This window comes from Pseudomonas orientalis, from assembly GCF_001439815.1.
GTDB lineage: Bacteria > Pseudomonadota > Gammaproteobacteria > Pseudomonadales > Pseudomonadaceae > Aquipseudomonas > Aquipseudomonas orientalis.
Window position 1 is genome coordinate 143,187 of sequence record NZ_JYLM01000011.1, and the last position, 18,066, is coordinate 161,252.

The 18,066-nt window shown below is 58.7% G+C and carries 18 protein-coding genes, 1 tRNA gene and 1 pseudogene; 11 read left to right on the forward strand and 9 right to left on the reverse strand.

Features of this window, described 5'->3' with window-relative positions; translation table 11 throughout:
• Nucleotides 1–17 precede the first annotated feature (17 nt).
• The 8 genes and pseudogenes from TU82_RS23345 to TU82_RS23380 all read left to right on the forward strand — a co-directional run bounded on the left by TU82_RS23345 (nt 18) and on the right by TU82_RS23380 (nt 9,530).
• Entirely contained in the window at nt 18–479 is a 462-nt protein-coding gene (locus TU82_RS23345; RefSeq protein ID WP_057725605.1) for a DcrB-related protein, read from the forward strand.
• A gap of 6 nt (nt 480–485) precedes the next feature.
• Complete coding sequence (locus TU82_RS23350; protein ID WP_057725606.1) at nt 486–4,622, forward strand: RHS repeat-associated core domain-containing protein; 4,137 nt, start codon at nt 486–488, stop codon at nt 4,620–4,622.
• Between the two features lie 2 nt (nt 4,623–4,624).
• Nucleotides 4,625–4,942, forward strand: a complete 318-nt coding sequence (locus TU82_RS23355; protein ID WP_057725607.1) for a hypothetical protein — start codon at nt 4,625–4,627, stop codon at nt 4,940–4,942.
• 118 nt (nt 4,943–5,060) lie between these two features.
• Nucleotides 5,061–6,905: an RHS repeat-associated core domain-containing protein gene (locus TU82_RS23360; RefSeq protein ID WP_057725608.1), complete on the forward strand. Its 1,845-nt coding sequence runs from the start codon at nt 5,061–5,063 to the stop codon at nt 6,903–6,905.
• 47 nt (nt 6,906–6,952) lie between these two features.
• Entirely contained in the window at nt 6,953–7,192 is a 240-nt protein-coding gene (locus tag TU82_RS29635) for a DUF7710 domain-containing protein (protein ID WP_428838890.1), read from the forward strand.
• Between the two features lie 9 nt (nt 7,193–7,201).
• A pseudogene (locus tag TU82_RS23370) lies at nt 7,202–8,050 on the forward strand (type IV secretion protein Rhs); the annotation flags it as partial.
• A gap of 601 nt (nt 8,051–8,651) precedes the next feature.
• Nucleotides 8,652–8,945 carry a hypothetical protein gene (locus TU82_RS23375; protein ID WP_057725657.1) on the forward strand — a complete coding sequence of 98 codons (294 nt, stop codon included), beginning with the start codon at nt 8,652–8,654 and terminating at the stop codon, nt 8,943–8,945.
• Nucleotides 8,946–9,215: 270 nt separating this feature from the next.
• A complete protein-coding gene (locus tag TU82_RS23380) occupies nt 9,216–9,530 on the forward strand; it encodes a DUF3085 domain-containing protein (protein ID WP_057725611.1) in 315 nt (104 codons plus the stop codon).
• 79 nt (nt 9,531–9,609) lie between these two features.
• Here TU82_RS23380 and TU82_RS23385 read toward each other — a convergent pair whose 3' ends face one another.
• A complete protein-coding gene (locus TU82_RS23385) occupies nt 9,610–9,852 on the reverse strand; it encodes a helix-turn-helix domain-containing protein (RefSeq protein WP_057725612.1) in 243 nt (80 codons plus the stop codon).
• Between the two features lie 367 nt (nt 9,853–10,219).
• Here TU82_RS23385 and TU82_RS23390 point away from each other — a divergent pair, with 367 nt between their 5' ends.
• Nucleotides 10,220–10,519: a hypothetical protein gene (locus TU82_RS23390; RefSeq protein WP_231982743.1), complete on the forward strand. Its 300-nt coding sequence runs from the start codon at nt 10,220–10,222 to the stop codon at nt 10,517–10,519.
• Between the two features lie 64 nt (nt 10,520–10,583).
• Here the strand turns inward: TU82_RS23390 and TU82_RS23395 are convergent, their stop codons facing one another.
• The 6 genes from TU82_RS23395 to TU82_RS28305 form a co-directional block, all read right to left on the reverse strand.
• Nucleotides 10,584–11,066: a DUF2165 family protein gene (locus TU82_RS23395; protein ID WP_057725613.1), complete on the reverse strand. Its 483-nt coding sequence runs from the start codon at nt 11,064–11,066 to the stop codon at nt 10,584–10,586.
• 239 nt (nt 11,067–11,305) lie between these two features.
• A tRNA-Gly gene (locus TU82_RS23400) sits at nt 11,306–11,381 on the reverse strand.
• 60 nt (nt 11,382–11,441) lie between these two features.
• Nucleotides 11,442–12,002 carry a CDP-diacylglycerol--glycerol-3-phosphate 3-phosphatidyltransferase gene (gene pgsA / locus TU82_RS23405; protein ID WP_003190391.1) on the reverse strand — a complete coding sequence of 187 codons (561 nt, stop codon included), beginning with the start codon at nt 12,000–12,002 and terminating at the stop codon, nt 11,442–11,444.
• A gap of 32 nt (nt 12,003–12,034) precedes the next feature.
• The gene (gene uvrC, locus TU82_RS23410; protein WP_057725614.1) at nt 12,035–13,858 is read right to left on the reverse strand and encodes an excinuclease ABC subunit UvrC; all 1,824 of its coding nucleotides are present in this window, start codon (nt 13,856–13,858) and stop codon (nt 12,035–12,037) included.
• 1 nt (nt 13,859) lies between these two features.
• Nucleotides 13,860–14,501 (reverse strand): response regulator transcription factor GacA, encoded by a 642-nt coding sequence (gacA, locus tag TU82_RS23415; protein WP_017530522.1) that lies wholly within the window; start codon nt 14,499–14,501, stop codon nt 13,860–13,862.
• A 152-nt stretch (nt 14,502–14,653) separates the two neighbouring features.
• Nucleotides 14,654–15,019, reverse strand: coding sequence for a helix-turn-helix domain-containing protein (locus tag TU82_RS28305; RefSeq protein ID WP_082632077.1), 366 nt, complete (start codon nt 15,017–15,019; stop codon nt 14,654–14,656).
• A gap of 82 nt (nt 15,020–15,101) precedes the next feature.
• On the opposite strand from TU82_RS28305, the gene TU82_RS23425 reads away from it, so the two are divergent.
• A complete protein-coding gene (locus TU82_RS23425) occupies nt 15,102–15,341 on the forward strand; it encodes a DNA-binding protein (RefSeq protein WP_057725616.1) in 240 nt (79 codons plus the stop codon).
• A 35-nt stretch (nt 15,342–15,376) separates the two neighbouring features.
• Here the strand turns inward: TU82_RS23425 and TU82_RS23430 are convergent, their stop codons facing one another.
• Entirely contained in the window at nt 15,377–15,808 is a 432-nt protein-coding gene (locus TU82_RS23430) for a GNAT family N-acetyltransferase (RefSeq protein ID WP_057725617.1), read from the reverse strand.
• A gap of 659 nt (nt 15,809–16,467) precedes the next feature.
• Here TU82_RS23430 and TU82_RS23440 point away from each other — a divergent pair.
• The gene (locus TU82_RS23440) at nt 16,468–17,532 is read left to right on the forward strand and encodes a 3-deoxy-7-phosphoheptulonate synthase (RefSeq protein WP_057725619.1); all 1,065 of its coding nucleotides are present in this window, start codon (nt 16,468–16,470) and stop codon (nt 17,530–17,532) included.
• Here the strand turns inward: TU82_RS23440 and TU82_RS23445 are convergent.
• Nucleotides 17,529–17,951, reverse strand: coding sequence for a hypothetical protein (locus TU82_RS23445; protein ID WP_057725620.1), 423 nt, complete (start codon nt 17,949–17,951; stop codon nt 17,529–17,531). The genes TU82_RS23440 and TU82_RS23445 overlap by 4 nt on opposite strands.
• Nucleotides 17,952–18,066: the final 115 nt, after the last annotated feature.

Consider the following 18,066-nt stretch of genomic DNA (forward strand, 5'->3'; position numbering starts at 1 on the left):
CGCAGGATTGTTTTGTCATGGACTACCCACTACCGGAAGGTCGTATCACCCTGCCTCAGGGCTTTGAAGATCGCAGCGTCAACATGTTTATGTTGGGGAGCAGCATCCCTGCTCCGCTGAGCATCACCCTCTCCCGCGACAACACGCTGCCCGGCGAAGAACTGAGTACCTACTTCGAACGGCAGATCAAACTAATCAGCGCCAAGTACAAGGGTTACACGGTGCTGGGCCGCTCGGCGGCAGTACTGTCCCAAGCCGATCCGCTCCCTGGCTTGCAGGTTGACGCCTATTACTTCAATGACCGTCAGGCCTTCTTCCAGCGCCAGGCTGCGTTCGAAGTGCAGCCAGGGCGAGTACTGGTGTTTTCCACAACACGCCCAGGCGAGTTCAGCGCACAACAAAACACGGATTGGCTCACGCTGTTGAACAGCTTTGTACCCGAACCCGGGCTTACTACCACCACTTCCGAGCAGGAGTAGCCCGGCATGTTTGAGGCTGCTCGTTGGGACGATGAGATTGTTCACACCAGTGCTTTGACCGGTTTTTTGATTGGGGCTGCTATCGGGTTGGCGATGGTAGCCTTCGCCGCTATCGCCATAGGTACGGGTGGCCTGGGTGCCTGTTTGCTGATAGGCCTGCTTGGCGCGCTCGGCCCCATGATGCCTTCCCTGGGGGAATCGATTGGCAAGCACTTCAGCTCAGTAGCGGGACGCATCACCACGACCTCGCGCAATGTGTTTATCAATGGCAAGCGGGCAGCCATCGCCAAGTTCAGTGAACTGACATGCGACCAGCATACCGATCCGTTGATTGCCGAAGGATCCTCCAACGTCTTCATCAACAGCTTCCCCGCTGCGCGCAAGGGTGACAAGACCACCTGCGGGGCAACCATCGACGGCGGCTCCTCCAATGTATTCATTGGCGGCGGACGCGAACAATACCTGCCGGTGAGTGATGAGGTGCCTGCTGGGCTGAGAGTTACAGTCGATGTGCTGATGGTATTGGCTTCACTGAGTCGTGCAAGAATCCCAGCGATGTCACCGCGTAGCCTGCTCGCGGCTATGAAAGCAGCAAAGCCGTGCATCAAACGCTACCTCGCTGGATACGCTGCCGGAAGCGTGCTGGAGAACTATGTGCTCAGCCCTGCAATGGATCGCGCAGCGGGAGCCATTTTCGGAAACCCGGTTGACGCAACCAACGGCCGCAAATTCTTGCTCGAAGAACAAGAGACCGACTTCATTCTGCCGGGGCTGATGCCCATTCACTGGTCTCGCTTCTACGCCAGCGACTTGAACGTGGACAGCGTGCTTGGCCAGGGCTGGGTGCTGCCATGGGAGCAGTCCCTGCACCAGAACGGCGAATTCATCTACCTCAGCGATAACCAAGGCCGCAGCGTCCCCTTTGTCGTGCTGGAGCCAGGCGAACGCATCTACTCCCCCCATGAACGGTTGACCCTGGTGCGCAGCCAGGGCGGCCACTACCTGCTACAAACCCTGGACAACACCTTCTTCTACTTCGGTGAAGTCACCGAAGACGGCAGCCCCGCCCCGCTGCTACGCATCGAGAACGCACTGGGCCACTACATCGCGCTGACCTACAACGAGATCGGCCAACTCACCGACGTAACCGCCAGCGGCGGTTGGCGCATGCACTTGCACTATGAGCACCCGATGGGACGCCTCACCGAGGTCAAGCGCGTCGTCGACAACCTGCCCGTGGAAACCCTCGTGCGTTATGGCTACGACGCCAACGGGCAGCTCAACCAGGTTATCAACCGCAACGGCGACATGGTTCGCCAGTTCGTCTACGAAGACGGCCTGATGGTCGTTCACCGCAACGCGCTGGGTTTGGCTTGCCAGTACCGCTGGCAACACCTCGGCGGCCAGGCGCGTGTGGTCGAGCATTGGACCAGCGATGGCGAGCACTATCACTTCACGTATGACCTGGAGGCCCGCACTACGCGCATCACCGATGTTTTGCAGCGCGAAGCTCAGGTCACCTATAACCATGACAGCCGGGTCATTGCCAGCCGGGACTTCGGCGGCGAACACTACACGATCGATCTGGATGACTGCGGCAACTTGGTCGGCCTGACGCTGCCGGGCGAACAGCGCCTGGCCTTTCAGTACGATGAATACTCGCGGCTGATCGCCGAAACAGATTCCCTCGGCCGCACCACCGAGTACCGCTATCACTTCAACACCCCGTTGGTCACGCGGGTCCGCGCACCGGACGGCGGCACCTGGCAAGCAGACTATGACCGTGCCGGCAACTTGATCTGCGAAACCGATGCCGTGGGCCAGGTCACGCGGTACGCCAATAGCGACGATGGCCTGCCCCACACCATTACCGACCCACTGCACAAAACCAAGACTCTGAGCTGGAACGCCTTTGCCCAGCTCACTCGCTATGAGGATTGCTCCGGCAAGGTCACCACCTATCGCTACGACGACCGCCAACATCTGATCGCCGTCACCGACGCCCTGCGCCAAATCACCAGGTTTCAGTGCACCGCGCAAGGCGAAGTGCAGCGTATCGAACACCCCGACGGCAGCGTAGAAAGCTTCGAGTACAACTCGTTGGGCCAGGTAATCGCCCACACTGACGGGGCTGGCCATGTCACCCGTTTGCACCGAAACGCCCGCGGCCTCCCTACCCAACGCCGTAACGCCGAAGGCCAGCGCACGCAGTATGAATACGACAAGGCCCAGCGTCTGGTGGCTCTGGTCAACGAAAACAACGCCACCTACCGGTTTGACTACGACAGTGCCGACCGACTGATCAGCGAATTGCGTGTCGACCAGTTGCAGCGCCAGTTCACCTACAACGCCAGCGGCCATCTGCTCTGCGTCGACGAAACCGGCCATGACGACAGCGGCGAGCGCCAGCAGCGTCGCACCGACTTCGAACGCGACGCGGCCGGCCGCCTGCTGAGCAAGATCACCGCCGAGGCGCGTCACGACTACCACTACGATGACGCCGATCGCCTGTTGAGCATCGCGCGTCAGCCCAGCCAGCAGGGCAAACGCCTGGGGGTGCAGCCTGAAATCCTGCGCTTCAGCTACGATCCGCTGGGCCGCCTGATCGAAGAGGCCGGGTCACAAGGTGTGTTGGGTTACCACTATGACCCGTTGGACAACCTCAGCACCCTGACCCTGCCGGATGGCCGCGCCCTCAACCACCTGTATTACGGCAGCGGGCACCTGCACCAGATCAACCTTGACGGCAAACTGATCAGCGACATCGAGCGCGACGACCTGCACCGTGAAGTGCTGCGCAGCCAGGGCCGCCTCAGCAGTTGCTTTGGTTACGACGTGCGCGGGCGCAAGCAGTGGCAATTCGCGTCGCGCCGGGGTGCAGAACACCTGTCACGGGTGCTGCAACCGCAGCGCGACACCCACGACCTGTTCGACGATCCCGGCAGTTACCTGCAGCGCCGGTATCACTACGACAAGGCCGGGGAACTGACCAGCAGCAGCGACCGCCAGCGCGGTGCCAGCGTCTACCGCTACCTGAAAACCGGCGACCTGCTCAGCCGCAGTACAAAAGAACACCTGAACAACGAACACTTCGAGACCGACCCGGCCGGCAACCGCCTCGACCCCCAGCGCAGCACCCGTTTCGGGCATATCAAGGACAACCGCCTGCGGCACTGGCAGCAGTACCACTACCGCTACGACGCCTGGGGCAATGTGATCGAGCGGCGCAGCGCAACTCAACGCCAACTATTCGAATACGACAGCGAGAACCGTTTGGTGCAGGCCCTGCGCTACGGTGATGGCAAGCTGCTGAACGAGGCCCGTTACCAGTACGATTCCCTGGGCCGGCGCACGCACAAGCAGGTGGAGATCGAAGGGGTACCCACCACCACGCAGTTCCTCTGGCAAGGCTTGCGCCTGCTGCAAGAGACCTGCGGCGGCCGCCAGCAGCTGTATATTTATGAACCCGACAGCTATGCGCCGCTGGCGCGGGTGGATCGCACAGACGGCGGCAAACCCAGCCTTTACTACTTCCACACCGACCAGATCGGCACACCGCTGGAGGTCACGAGCGCCCAGGGCGACCTGGTCTGGCAGGCCCGCTACAAGGCCTGGGGCGAGGTGGAACGGTTCGAGGTGCAGAGCATCGAGCAGCACCTGCGCTTTCAGGGGCAGTACTTCGACGCGGAGACCGGGCTTCACTACAATACGTTTCGCTATTACGATCCGGGGGTGGGCCGCTTTACCACGCAGGATCCGATTGGGTTGCTGGGTGGGGATAACCTGTATCAGTATGCGGTGAATCCTACGGGGTGGATTGATCCGTTGGGATTAGACACAGTTCGACTGCGTCATTACACAAGTAATCAAGGAATTAAGGGCATACAAAATGACGGTATAATTAGAGCATACGATCAGAATAAAGTTTTCACAGAGAAAGCCAAAGGCAAACCACTTAGCGCGGCAGACGCCGCTGAAAAATACGGTATAGCGAAGAAAGATGCACGAAACTATGTAGAGTTCGACATGGACACATCGAAAGTCACTAAAGTGTCAAACCCTCTGACACAGGCCACCGAATATGTTATCGATGGTGATGTGGATCTAAAAAAATCGAAACCGAAATTTTTTAGCAGGTGCTAACAATGCAAATTGAAAACAACCAAGCCATTGTAATTATTGAAGACCTCGAAAAAATTAGAGTTTCGCTCGCCAAATTAGGAGCAAGCAACCCTGACAACATCGAGCAACTCTCACTAAATCTACTTCACTATTTTATAAAAAACGAAATTTTCAAAAAAATAAGCTCCGCGCATAAAATTTTGGTTGAGAGCGCAGAGCGCGATGAACTATTAAATAGCCAGCTCGACGATTTTTTTGAAAAAATCACCTACCCTCCACTTGAGACTAACATCACCGCATCAGACTTGAGCGAAATAATTAAACAAAAACAAAAAATATAGAAGGTACGATAAAGATCTTAGTTAAGCAGTAGGCCAGGATTCGTGTACATGGTTCAACTTGATTACAGCATCCCGGCCAGCCTACTCAATACCGCAACGCTGAAGATCAGTACATCAATTGGTAGCCCAGATCAGCGAACTGCGCGTCGACCAGTTGCAGCGCCAGCTCACCTACAACGCCAGCGGCCATCTGCTCTGCGTCACCGAAACCGGCCACGACGACAGCGGCGAGCGCCCGCAGCGTCGCACCGACTTCGAACGCGACGCGGCCGGCCGCCTGCTGAGCAAGATCACCGCCGAGGCGCGTCACGACTACCACTACGATGACGCCGATCGCCTGTTGAGCATCGCGCGTCAGCCCAGCCAGCAGGGCAAACGCCTGGGGGTGCAGCCTGAAATCCTGCGCTTCAGCTACGATCCGCTGGGCCGCCTGATCGAAGAGGCCGGGTCACAAGGTGTGTTGGGTTACCACTATGACCCGTTGGACAACCTCAGCACCCTGACCCTGCCGGATGGCCGCGCCCTCAACTACCTGTATTACGGCAGCGGGCACCTGCACCAGATCAACCTTGACGGCAAACTGATCAGCGACATCGAGCGCGACGACCTGCACCGTGAAGTGCTGCGCAGCCAGGGCCGCCTCAGCAGTTGCTTTGGTTACGACGTGCGCGGGCGCAAGCAGTGGCAATTCGCGTCGCGCCGGGGTGCCGAACACCTGTCACGGGTGCTGCAACCGCAGCGCGACACCCACGACCTGTTCGACGATCCCGGCAGTTACCTGCAGCGCCGGTATCACTACGACAAGGCCGGGGAACTGACCAGCAGCAGCGACCGCCAGCGCGGTGCCAGCGTCTACCGCTACCTGAAAACCGGCGACCTGCTCAGCCGCAGTACAAAAGAACACCTGAACAACGAACACTTCGAGACCGACCCGGCCGGCAACCGCCTCGACCCCGAGCGCAGCACCCGTTTCGGGCATATCAAGGACAACCGCCTGCGGCACTGGCAGCAGTACCACTACCGCTACGACGCCTGGGGCAATGTGATCGAGCGGCGCAGCGCCAACCAGCGCCAGCTGTTTGAATACGACAGCGAGAACCGTTTGGTGCAGGCCCTGCGCTACCATGATGGCGCGCTGCTGAACGAGGCCCGCTACCAGTGCGACTCCCTGGGCCGACGCACGCACAAACAGGTGGAGAGCGAAGGGGCACTCACCACCACGCAGTTCCTCTGGCAAGGCTTGCGCTTGCTGCAAGAAACCTGCGGCGGCCGCCAGCAGCTGTATATCTATGAACCCGACAGCTATGCGCCGCTGGCGCGGGTGGACCGCACCGAGGGCGGCAAACCCAGCCTCTACTACTTCCACACCGACCAGATCGGCACACCGCTGGAGGTGACGAGTGCCCAGGGCGACCTGGTCTGGCAGGCCCGCTACAAGGCCTGGGGCGAGGTGGAACGGTTCGAGGTGCAGAGCATCGAGCAGCACCTGCGCTTTCAGGGGCAGTACTTCGACGCGGAGACCGGGCTTCACTACAATACGTTTCGCTATTACGATCCGGGAGTGGGCCGCTTTACCACGCAGGATCCGATTGGGTTGCTGGGTGGGGATAACCTGTATCAGTATGCGGTGAATCCGACGGGGTGGATTGATCCACTTGGATTAAATGCATGCGGGACGACCAAAGGCAACGGCAAGTTTACCGAGCCAGCACTGCCACCAAAGTTAATCGCACAACATGGAGATGTTAAAATTGTCCACTACACCCGAAGCGGGGATCATGGCCCAGCACATTTGCACGTCAAAGGAGGCGGCAAAGAGACAAAAATCGGTCAAGCAGGTAAACCAATAAAAGGCGCTCCCACTCCAACTACCGAGCAGCAGGCTGCCATTGATGCCAATAAATCAGCAATCAGAAAATCAGTTGACAAAATACAACGCTGGTTCAGATTCCAAAATCGCTAATAGGAGGCCGATAAAAAATGAAAGATGTATGGGTATTTAATGGTGCAATGGCCCGCTTTCCATCGGCATTATTCACTTCACTTGAAGATGCAAAAGCTTGGATAAAGCATAATAAGCTTACAGGAGTTTTAACCAAGTACCCTGTCGACATAGGCGTTTATGACTGGGCAATCAAAAATAGCTTCTTCCGCCCAACAGAAGCCAAACATAGCGAATCATCATTCATTGGCAATTTTACGTGCGCCTCCATGGATCATCTTCACTTCGAGGATGGAGAGGAGGATTGAAAACCACTCACCACCTATCGCTACGACGACCGCCAACATCTGATCGCCGTCACCGACGCCCTGCGCCAAACCACCCAGTTTCAGTGCACCGCGCAAGGCGAAGTGCAGCGTATCGAACACCCCGACGGCAGCGTAGAAAGCTTCGAGTACAACTCGTTGGGCCAGGTAATCGCCCACACTGACGGGGCTGGCCATGTCACCCGTTTGCACCGAAACGCCCGCGGCCTCCCTACCCAACGCCGTAACGCCGAAGGCCAGCGCACGCAGTATGAATACGACAAGGCCCAGCGTCTGGTGGCTCTGGTCAACGAAAACAACGCCACCTACCGGTTTGACTACGACAGTGCCGACCGACTGATCAGCGAACTGCGCGTGGACCAGTTGCAGCGCCAGTTCACCTACAACGCCAGCGGCCATCTGCTCTGCGTCACCGAAACCGGCCATGACGACAGCGGCGAGCGCCAGCAGCGTCGCACCGACTTCGAACGCGACGCGGCCGGCCGCCTGCTGAGCAAGATCACCGCCGAGGCGCGTCACGACTACCACTACGATGACGCCGATCGCCTGTTGAGCATCGCGCTTCAGCCCAGCCAGCAGGGCAAACGCCTGGGGGTGCAGCCTGAAATCCTGCGCTTTAGCTACGATCCGCTGGGCCGGCTGACCGAAGAAGCCGGGCCGCAGGGCCCCTGGGTTACCACTGACCCATTGGACAACCTCAGCACCCTGACCCTGCCGGATGGCCGCGCCCTCAACCACCTGTATTACGGCAGCGGACACCTGCACCAGATCAACCTTGACGGCAAACTGATCAGCGACATCGAGCGCGACGAAGTGCTGCGCACTAGGGCGCCCTGCACAATCACAGCTCTATCCAGTCAGCCTTGAGAGATCGCTCCTACACCTTCGCCAAACACTTCCGACGGCCCCATCTGAAATACCCAACAGTCACGAAAAATAACGAGCCCTTTTCTACAATAAACGTTATGTATTCAGTTGTTATGGGCAAGAAGCCCACGTCTCCATTCATCTCATGAAGAACTTGGATCATGCTAAATACTTCGCTTTTCCCCTCATTACGTACCGCCCTCGGTACAGCCCTGCGGCCCCGACAGCTCAATCGAGAGGAAGAGCGCCTGGTCCATTACTACCGTTGCTTGTCGGAACAGGATCGTGAAGCGGTGCGCTGCCTGATGTTTGCAGTCAAGGAAACCAGCGGGGCCGAACGCCTTCACCCATAAAAAGTGACACCGTCATGGGTCTGCGAACGATGAAGTACCTGCGGAGTTGGACACGTTGCCAAGAGCCTGCCCCATGGAACTTTCCTGCCCAGACAAAGCACGCCTGCCGACCCCACAAACAACGCCATCACGTGCGTGATTGTGACCGCGACCTCGCCGCCGAAACGTTCTACCTTGCTAGAGTACGAAGCCCCATCACCGTGGAGGATCTGCATATCCCCATGCCCGCCATCGTCACCCTCCAGCCTCGATTTCCCTTCGGTGGCCTGACCTTCTCCCGCTGTGTGGACGCCCTGATCCGACAGGATCTACTCGACCCGCTGCCCTATGTGCGCCGGCACATCTGCGGCGACTGGGGCGATGTGCGCGCAGAGCATCGGCGCTACAACGATGCAGCTCTGGAGCTAGGCGGCTACCTGCTGTCGTCCTACGCCATCAGTGAGGACTTGGCCCTCTGTGTCTTCACCGAAGCGGACCGGAACCTTACTGCAGTGTTCCTGCTGGATGAGTACTGACCATCGGCCACAAAACCGGCATAGGCCTGATGCGGTTTGATGGACACCCACCGCCAAGCATCAACCACGCTACCCCCATGTTCGCTGGCGTCGCCGGCAACGTCCCAGGCGGTCATAGCCTTCAAGACTGCGATGCGCCAACGGCGCATTGGCCACGTCATACCTTCATTCTTCCGTCATCCCAAGGGACGCCCGCCCTTGCGGTTGGGGAGTCCTGCTGTTGCAAGGAGACCACCATGTCATTGCTTCAAAGGCAGCGATCTGAAGCCGGTGCTGGCAGAGGCTATCGCCAATCAATGTTCCATCATTCTGGTCAAGGATCAGGGCGTCTACTGGCTCGCTGAGAGGGGCGAGCGCCAAGCCAATGGTCGGCAAAAGCTGATTGCCTATGCGGTCGGCTGCAACCCCGATGTCGACGCGTTCGACGACTGGTGGGCGTTGGCCCGCAACGAGCTGGGCGACGACGATTTCGGTGAGCATTTCGACCCGCAGTCGGAGGCATTCACGCGCATCGTCAACGGTGAGGACGATCTGGAGCTGGCCGCCACGGCGACCCACCTGACGCTGCGAACCGTCACGTCGTAATCCAATCACACATCAGACCTTGAGCCCCCGCCTGCCGGGGGTTCTTTGCTGTGTGCTCCAGCATCAGCAAGGTTCTTCGCTATTCTTTTGTTGCCAGGAATTTTTCCCCGCCCCCTGTTTCCAGCCAGTCGGCATTGACGCTAAACAGCCTGGCTATCTTATCGAGTTGCGAGTGTGGGATGCCCCGCGAAAACCAATTGGTCAGCCGCTGGGGACTGATCTTTAAAAACAGTGCGAAATCCATTGGCGCGATCTTGCACTCACTCAACAACACCCGCAGACGCACGCCGGAGCATTCCGCGCTGACAGCCCGAAGCGTCATTGATCGTCGCTCCGTACACGCGTCTTCCCTTGCTCAAAGACCATTCCTTGCTCCTTGTGTAACGCCATATCTTTTTCGCCCCGTTCACAACACGGACTCACTGAGTATAAACACGGCCTCCATCAGGTCCAGTTCCTATGCCGCAAAGCCCAACCCCAACGCGACAGCCACGCCTGCTGTAGCCGATTTCCTTCAGCCCCAGAACACTCTGCCGTGGGTTCCGTCTCGATTTCTTCCAGGTGATTGTGAGGGCAATTACGCGCTCCTAGACTCCACCGCCGTGGGGCAAAGCCCTGTCCCCTCGATGATTTCCACAGGCGGCACGTCGCACAATTCCTGCCGCCGCCACTCGCAAGGAGCCACACCCGTGACCAAAACCTCAACCGCCCTTCTACTGCTTGCAATGACCGGCCTGCTGGCAGGCTGCGCGACGAACCCTAATGTTCTGCAGATACACAAAGTCACCGCCGAAACGATCGGCCTGGCCTCCACGGATGAGCTGACCATGGGCCCGGTCACCAAGGGCAAGGAAGACTTCCTGGGCGGCGCTGAACTGACATTCAAAGCCACGACGGCGAAAGGACGCGTGTTCAACTGCTCAACCTTCATGACTCCGGGCATCCTGCTTGAGCCACCGACTTACTCGCGACTGACCTGCACGAAGTAAACCCACCATTCGTTGCGGGCAGCGCGCGCACCGGCTATCCACATAGATACAGGCATGAAGCGTTTCAATCGCAATCCGCATCTGGCTGATTGAGAAACACCAGCACGCACAAAATGGCTGCATAGAATTTGAACGCTGCGTTCTGGCCATTCCATTCCTGGGACTGCCACATCAGGAACCACTCACCGCCAATCACCATAAAGCCGAAGAACCACACCAACAGGCCCGCGACGGCGCAGGCCTTGGCGCGGTTGAACTGTTGACCATTGCGGTGCCGGGCGCGCCACAACATCAGCACACCAGCAGCCAACACCATGGCGGTCAGTGCTTCGCCTGCAATGATCAGCCAGTAAGCGCCGTGCCATAGCTGCGGGACGGTGATCGCACGCGACATGGCAGCGTTGTCGGGGAAGGTGGTGTCCATGCTCAGTACGTGCCGGACGAAGTTGAAATTCGAGGTGTAGTCCGTGAGGTTATTGAATGCTGCCAGTGCGGCGAAGGCCGCCAACATCGCGACCAGGACCACCTTTGCGTAACGAGTGACCATGCTGATTTCCCTGAAAATGCCTGAAAGGCTCAGCACGTTACACCTGCGTCGGCCCGCAGAATCCGCCAGGTATCTGTTGATGATGTAAGAGTCTGCCGAATCGACTGTGAGCGAACCAGGTGGAGAGCGAGAGCCGGAACGAGGCGCTCTACTCCAACATAAAAAGACGCCAAAGCGTCTATTCCACAAATCTCAGGCAAAAAAAAGCCACTCGATTGAGTGGCTTTTTCTTCAATGCTTGGAGCGGGAAACGAGACTCGAACTCGCGACCCCGACCTTGGCAAGGTCGTGCTCTACCAACTGAGCTATTCCCGCTTGGTGATGCGCATTCTATAGAATCCTTGGCACCCGTCAAGCCCTTGATTCAAAAAAGTTTTATTTCTTTTCAACGGTGGTGCGCAGGTGCGGCCAGGCGGCGCGCAGGTATTGCAGCATGGACCACAGGGTCAGGCCCGCCGCGACCAGCAGCAACGCGTAGCCGGTGAGGACCCAGAATGAGAAGTCCGACGGGTTGGCCAGCAGGATGACCAGCGCGAGCATTTGCGCGGCAGTTTTCCATTTGCCCATGTTGGAGACGGCGACGTGGGCGCGGGCGCCGATTTCGGCCATCCACTCGCGCAGGGCCGAGACGACGATCTCGCGGCCGATGATGACGGCGGCCGGCAGGGTCAACCACAGGTTGCCGTGCTCCTGCACCAACAGCACCAGGGCCACGGCGACCATGAGTTTGTCGGCCACGGGGTCGAGGAACGCGCCGAAGGGCGTGCTCTGTTCCAGGCGGCGGGCCAGGTAGCCGTCGAGCCAGTCGGTGGCGGCGGCAAAGGCGAATACCGAACTGGACGCGACGTAGCTCCATTCATAGGGTAAATAGAACAACAAAATGAAGATCGGGATAAGCAGGACGCGTAGAACGGTGATCAGATTAGGGATATTCATCGGCACAACTGGCTACGAGGTGAGAAGGCATTCTATTCGCTGTGCAGATTGGCATAAATCAATTCAGCGAGCTTTTTACTGATACCGGGTGCTTTGGCTATTTCGTCAATGCTGGCACGGGAGAGCTCCTGCAAGCCACCAAAATGTTTAAGCAAGTCGCGACGCCGGGTCGGGCCTACACCTGCGACCCCTTCCAGGGTTGAGGTCCGACGTGTTTTGCCGCGGCGCGCACGGTGACCGGTGATGGCGAAACGGTGGGCTTCATCGCGGATCTGTTGAATCAGGTGCAGGGCCGGGGAGTCGCCCTTCAAAGTGAACTCATGGGCGGCATCATTCAAGTACAACGTCTCGAAACCGGCCTTGCGCGTGGTGCCCTTGGCCACGCCAAGCAGGATCAGGTCGGGCACGGCCAGTTCGTTGAGGACGTCGCGGGCCATGGATAACTGGCCCTTGCCGCCGTCCACCAAGAGGATATCGGGCAACTTGCCCTCCCCGTCCTTCAACTTGCTGAAACGCCGCGTGAGGGCCTGGTGCATGGCGGCGTAGTCATCGCCGGCGGTGACGCCTTCGATGTTGTAGCGCCGGTAGTCGGCCTTGATCGGGCCTTCGGGACCGAACACCACGCAGGAGGCCACGGTGGCCTCGCCGCTGGAGTGACTGATGTCGTAGCATTCCAGGCGCTGCGGTGGCTCGTCCAGATTGAGCACCTCGGCCAGGGCCTCAAAGCGTGCGGCAACGTGCTGTCGATTGGCCAGACGTGCGCCCAGGGCCTGTTCGGCGTTGGTCACGGCCAGTTGCTGCCAGCGGGCGCGGGTGCCGCGAACGCGGTGGCTGATGTCCAGTTCGCGACCGCGCAGTTCGTGGATCGCCTCGATCAGGGTCGGGAAATCTTCGTGGACCACGTTGACGATAAGCTCCGAAGGCAGGTCGCGCTCGGGGCTGCTTACATAGTACTGGCCGAGGAACGCCGCCATGACCTCGGAGACGTCTTCGTCGATCCCGGTCTGCGGGAAAAAATTCTTGCTGCCCAGCACTCGCCCGCCACGCACGCTGATCAGGTGCACACAGGCACCTCCCGGATTCACGAACGCGGCGATCACGTCGACATCGCCGGTGCCACCTTCCATGCTTTGCTGATCCTGGACGCGGCGCAACAAGGAGATCTGGTCGCGCAGTTCGGCGGCCTTCTCGAAATCCAGGGTACTGGCGGCCAGCTCCATGGCCCCGGACAGCTCATCGGTGAGCGCGTTACTGCGTCCTTCGAGGAACATCACCGAGTGACGCACATCCTCGGCGTACTCGGCGGGCTCAACCAGGCCCACGCAGGGCCCCTTGCAACGCTTGATCTGGTATTGCAGGCATGGCCGTGTACGGTTTTTGTAGAAGCTGTCTTCGCATTGGCGCACAAAGAACGTTTTCTGCAGCAGGCTCAGGCTCTCACGAATGGCACCCGCGCTGGGATAAGGCCCGAAATACTTGCCCTTCTGCTTCTTCGCCCCACGGTGAATGCTCAGCCGTGGGAATTCGCCGTCCGACAGGAACACGTAGGGATAGGATTTATCGTCGCGCAGCAGGATGTTATACGGAGGCCGCCATTCCTTGATCAATGTCTGCTCAAGCAGCAGCGCTTCGGTTTCATTGGCGGTGATGGTGGTTTCGACCTGGGCGATCCGCGAAACCAGGGCAGCGGTTTTCGGCGCAAGACCGGTCTTGCGAAAGTAACTCGCCAGACGGTTTTTCAGGTTCTTGGCCTTGCCCACGTACAGCAGGCGCGCCTCGCTGTCGAACATGCGGTATACGCCAGGGCGGCCGCTGCAAGTCGAGAGGAAGGCACTTGGATCAAACGGTGTGGTCATGTCAGGCGCTGGCGTCCACCATGCCGTGACGCACCGCGAGCAGGGTCAACTCAACATCACTGCTGATGGCGAGTTTCTCGAAGATGCGATAGCGGTAGGTGTTCACGGTCTTGGGCGACAGGCACAGTTTGTCGGAAATCGACTGCACCTTCTGGCAACCGACGATCATCAAGGCGATCTGGATTTCCCGCTCCGATAGTGCGTCGAACGGTGAGTCGCTGGTGGGCTGGAAAGATTTGATAGCCAACTGCTGGGCAATCTGCGGGCTGATGTAGCGCTGCCCCGCAAATACCAGGCGAATGGCTTGTACCATCTCCGCGAGGCCGGCGCCTTTGGTGAGGTAACCGGCGGCCCCCGCCTGCAAGAGACGTGTAGGGAACGGGTCTTCCTCGCACACGGTCACCACCACAACCTTGATATCCGGATGGCTGCGCAATAATTTGGTGGTGGCGCCCAGACCACCGATACCCGGCATCTTGACGTCCATCAGCACCACATCGGGTTTCAACTCCCGGGCCTTGATCAGAGACTCCTCCCCCGACTCGGCCTGGCCGACTACTTGCAGGCCATCGATGTCAGCCAGCATTCGTGTAATGCCTGTACGAACGAGATCATGGTCATCGACTACTAGCACCCTAATCAAGCAGACACCTCGCGATATGGTCTTTATAGGTTGCTGAACACCTTAGCAAAAAACCAGGGCGCAGACCTAGCCGCAGGCGTCATATATATGGAGTTTGACCGCTCGGCACGCGTCCACCAGGCGGTGGACGGCCGGATTTGCTGGGCAAAAGGTCAGGAATCCTGCGGATGCGGCTTGGTTTTTCCATTGCGAGAAAGAGAATGCTCGGCCAGGGTCGACGTCAGGCGGCGGATTGCATCCTGGTCTTCCTTGAACATCGCCCGATAATCGACCAGTACTTTCTCTTCAAGCTGGCTCAGATTTTCCAGTTGAATCGGTGTGGCAGTCCCGGTCAACACGTACAGGATATCCACGCCTCTCTCGGCCACACGAGACAAATAATCGGCTTTGGGCGCACGCCCACCGCTTTCGTATTTGCCTTGCGCGTTGGCTTCAACGCCTCCAATTTCACCAAAAACTTTTTGCGACAGGCCAAGTCGCTCTCTTTCTTGCCTTAAACGCGAACCGATTCCACTCATTTGGATGTATGATCCTATTTGGCACACCCCAAGAGGTGACACTCTCATCTCTTCGTTAAACGAACTTGAACGGTTTTGAACTATGCCCGGAATCCGTACTGCTGCACAAGCCAAGGCCTGGCTGGAACATCAAGGAAAGTCAGTCCAGGCGTTCGCGCGTGAACACGGCGTCGATCCGGCCACCACCTATCAAGTGCTCGCTGGGCGCAAAAAGGGACGGCGTGGGGAGGCCCATAAGGTAGCGGTCCTTTTGGGCATGAAAGAGGGGATTATCCTTGCTGACACTGACGGCCAGAACAATGATCAGGAAGTCGGCTCCTGACCCAGTATGCGCTTATCAGGATCCCGCGCAGGTTTTTAGCTTGAGCGACAGACGCGCTCCATTCGCCAGAAGCTGTCTTCTTCACCGACAACGCTGAATCCCATGCGCTCATAGAGCGTTTTGGCCGGATTGGTCTTGAATACGGTCAAACGCAACAGCCCCAGCGTCCGCGCCTTCAACGCCATCTGTTGCAGCACCCAGCTACCGGCGCCGAGCCCACGGTGCCGCTCGAGCATATGCAGTTCGCGGATATAGAGCGCTTTGCTGTCACGACTCAGGCTGATAAACCCCAGCACGCTTTCATCCTGGCAAATCATCCAGTTTTCCCGACCGGCCCAGGCTGTATCGAAGCCATCGTTGGACCACAGCAACTGGTTTTGCACGTAATAATGGCTCATCGCCTGATGCGTCAGAGTGCGTGCAAAGGACAAGTCCTGATCTGTTGCAGCGCGCAAATGGAAAGTCATTTACGAAGCGCCCCCAGCGCACCAAGGGTCAAGGCAGTCATGGTCGGTTCCCGGCACTCAATGTAGAGAGCTTCAGCATATCGGTACTCGCCACATAGCCGTAAGCCCCCCTGCTCCATTGAAATTACTGATTGAATCCATCCGCGCAGCTCTAGTAAGCTGCCCACCATCATTTGGAGACTTACCATGTTGCCACTCATCCACACTGAGGTTTGCCCTGTCGCCAGCGCCTTGCGCTCGGTGTCGGCTACCCGTGTGAAGGGTTCGAGCGCACTGGTCAGCTTTTATTTTGGGTATTGGTTTAGCCACTGGCGCGCCTGATACCTGAAATCGGCGCCCACTACTCAAGGGGTCGCCTGCCAGAGAAATCTAACCCCCGGTCGGCTTCCCGATCGGGGGTTTTGTTTTTTCAGGCCCTGATAATTTTGTTCGATCAAACACACTTGAAGGAATCACCACATGAACTACGCCACTTATTACCGCTACGACACTTGCGCTGCATGGCGATTTAGCCAGCTCCGTTCGGGACAGCCTGCCGCCTCCGATCGGTCACCTCTTGGTGGCAAGCCAACACACGTAGCCAATCCGGCCAATTGTCGAACACCCCAGTAGGCCAGGCGTGCGGGATTTGCCCGCCGCCTGCCCAGGAAACCTTGAATATGAACGCCTCTGTCGCCGCTTTACCCGTCTGCACCCTGAACAGCGCCAATGAAGCCCTGACCCAGCGCCTGCCCAGTGCCCATGAGCTCAAGCATCAACTGCCCCTCAGTCCGTTCCTCAATGAACAGGTGCATGCCCATCGCCAAGCCGTGCGCGCCATCCTCAATGGTCAGGATTCACGCCTGCTGGTGATTGTCGGCCCGTGCTCGATACACGACCCGCAATCGGCCATGGAATACGCGCGCAACCTGAAGAAGCTCGCGCTTGAAGTCAGCGACCAGATGCTGCTGGTCATCCGCGCCTACGTCGAAAAACCCCGCACCACCATTGGCTGGAAAGGCCTGGCTTACGACCCGCACCTCGACGGCAGCGATGACATGGCCGCAGGCCTGACCCTGTCGCGGGAGCTGATGCGTGAAATGCTGCGCCTGGGCTTGCCGGTCGCCACCGAGCTGTTGCAACCCATGGCCGCCGGCTACTTCGATGACCTGCTCAGTTGGGTCGCGATTGGCGCGCGCACCACCGAATCGCAGATCCACCGCGAAATGGCCAGCGGCCTGGGCATGCCCGTGGGCTTCAAAAACGGGACTGACGGTGGCGTTGCGATTGCCTGTGACGCGATGCGCTCGGCCTCGCACCCGCACCGCCACTTCGGCGTCGACAGCCAGGGGCACCCGGCGATCATCCAGACGCCGGGCAACCCGGACACCCACCTGGTGTTGCGCGGCGGTCATCGTGGGCCAAACTACGATGCCCAGAGTGTGTCCCAAGTGAAGAACGACCTGGCCAGGTCCAAGGTCGCGGCACGGATCATGGTCGATTGCAGCCATGCCAACAGCGGTAAGGACCCGCTGCGCCAGCCGGCGGTGTTCAACGAGGTACTGGAGCAGCGCTTGCAGGGCGACACGTCGTTGATCGGCATGATGCTCGAAAGCCACCTGTTCGAAGGGTGCCAGCCTCTGAGCCCGTCAATGAAATACGGCGTGTCGGTGACCGATGGCTGCCTGGGCTGGGCGGGCACCGAGCAGTTGCTGCGCAGCGCCGCCGAGCGCCTTCGCGACTAGGCTCCGATTGCCGGCTGGCGGGATAATGCCCTTAACCACGGCAACACCCGCAAGCCGGCCATGGCCCTGGGCGGGTCGATGATCTCCATGAAATGTTCGAGGTTGACGTTATCCGGCACACCCGGCAGGCGCACCGATACGGTCGGCATGGCGTCGGCGGGTACGCTCAGGTCCAGGTTGTCGTATACCAGCACATGGCGTGCCTGAGGGTTGGGCCCGCTTGCATGGGCCGCCAGTGCCGCATTGATGATCAGCACATCGAAGGGTTCGGCCGGAATGGCGGTAAGAATCTGGACTTCTTCGAACGTTTGTACCGGCACAATCCGGTGGTAGCCCAACTGGTTGAGCATTTTTTCGATGTACAACCGTTGCAAGTGCAGATCATCGGCGATCAGGATGGTCAGTGCTTTGTTCGGCATGGCAAACCCCTGGGCAGGCAGCGCTCGTCAGTGAGCGTCGCCCATTCTCCAGACAAATCCAGAAGACAAAATCAGGCATATTCCCCCTTCACGTAGGATTTCTCCCAAAAGCTGC

What these genes read in the sequence shown, in the direction of transcription:
- TU82_RS23430 (WP_057725617.1), bottom strand. Translation starts at nt 15,808, where the DNA reads ATGACTTTCCATTTGCGCGCTGCAACAGATCAGGACTTGTCCTTTGCA.
- TU82_RS29635 (WP_428838890.1), top strand. Translation starts at nt 6,953, where the DNA reads ATGGCCCGCTTTCCATCGGCATTATTCACTTCACTTGAAGATGCAAAA.
- TU82_RS23425 (WP_057725616.1), top strand. Translation starts at nt 15,102, where the DNA reads ATGCCCGGAATCCGTACTGCTGCACAAGCCAAGGCCTGGCTGGAACAT.
- TU82_RS23350 (WP_057725606.1), top strand. Translation starts at nt 486, where the DNA reads ATGTTTGAGGCTGCTCGTTGGGACGATGAGATTGTTCACACCAGTGCT.
- TU82_RS23355 (WP_057725607.1), top strand. Translation starts at nt 4,625, where the DNA reads ATGCAAATTGAAAACAACCAAGCCATTGTAATTATTGAAGACCTCGAA.
- TU82_RS23345 (WP_057725605.1), top strand. Translation starts at nt 18, where the DNA reads ATGGACTACCCACTACCGGAAGGTCGTATCACCCTGCCTCAGGGCTTT.
- TU82_RS23385 (WP_057725612.1), bottom strand. Translation starts at nt 9,852, where the DNA reads ATGACGCTTCGGGCTGTCAGCGCGGAATGCTCCGGCGTGCGTCTGCGG.
- pgsA (WP_003190391.1), bottom strand. Translation starts at nt 12,002, where the DNA reads ATGAATATCCCTAATCTGATCACCGTTCTACGCGTCCTGCTTATCCCG.
- TU82_RS23440 (WP_057725619.1), top strand. Translation starts at nt 16,468, where the DNA reads ATGAACGCCTCTGTCGCCGCTTTACCCGTCTGCACCCTGAACAGCGCC.
- TU82_RS23395 (WP_057725613.1), bottom strand. Translation starts at nt 11,066, where the DNA reads ATGGTCACTCGTTACGCAAAGGTGGTCCTGGTCGCGATGTTGGCGGCC.
- TU82_RS28305 (WP_082632077.1), bottom strand. Translation starts at nt 15,019, where the DNA reads ATGAGTGGAATCGGTTCGCGTTTAAGGCAAGAAAGAGAGCGACTTGGC.
- TU82_RS23445 (WP_057725620.1), bottom strand. Translation starts at nt 17,951, where the DNA reads ATGCCGAACAAAGCACTGACCATCCTGATCGCCGATGATCTGCACTTG.
- TU82_RS23375 (WP_057725657.1), top strand. Translation starts at nt 8,652, where the DNA reads ATGCCCGCCATCGTCACCCTCCAGCCTCGATTTCCCTTCGGTGGCCTG.
- uvrC (WP_057725614.1), bottom strand. Translation starts at nt 13,858, where the DNA reads ATGACCACACCGTTTGATCCAAGTGCCTTCCTCTCGACTTGCAGCGGC.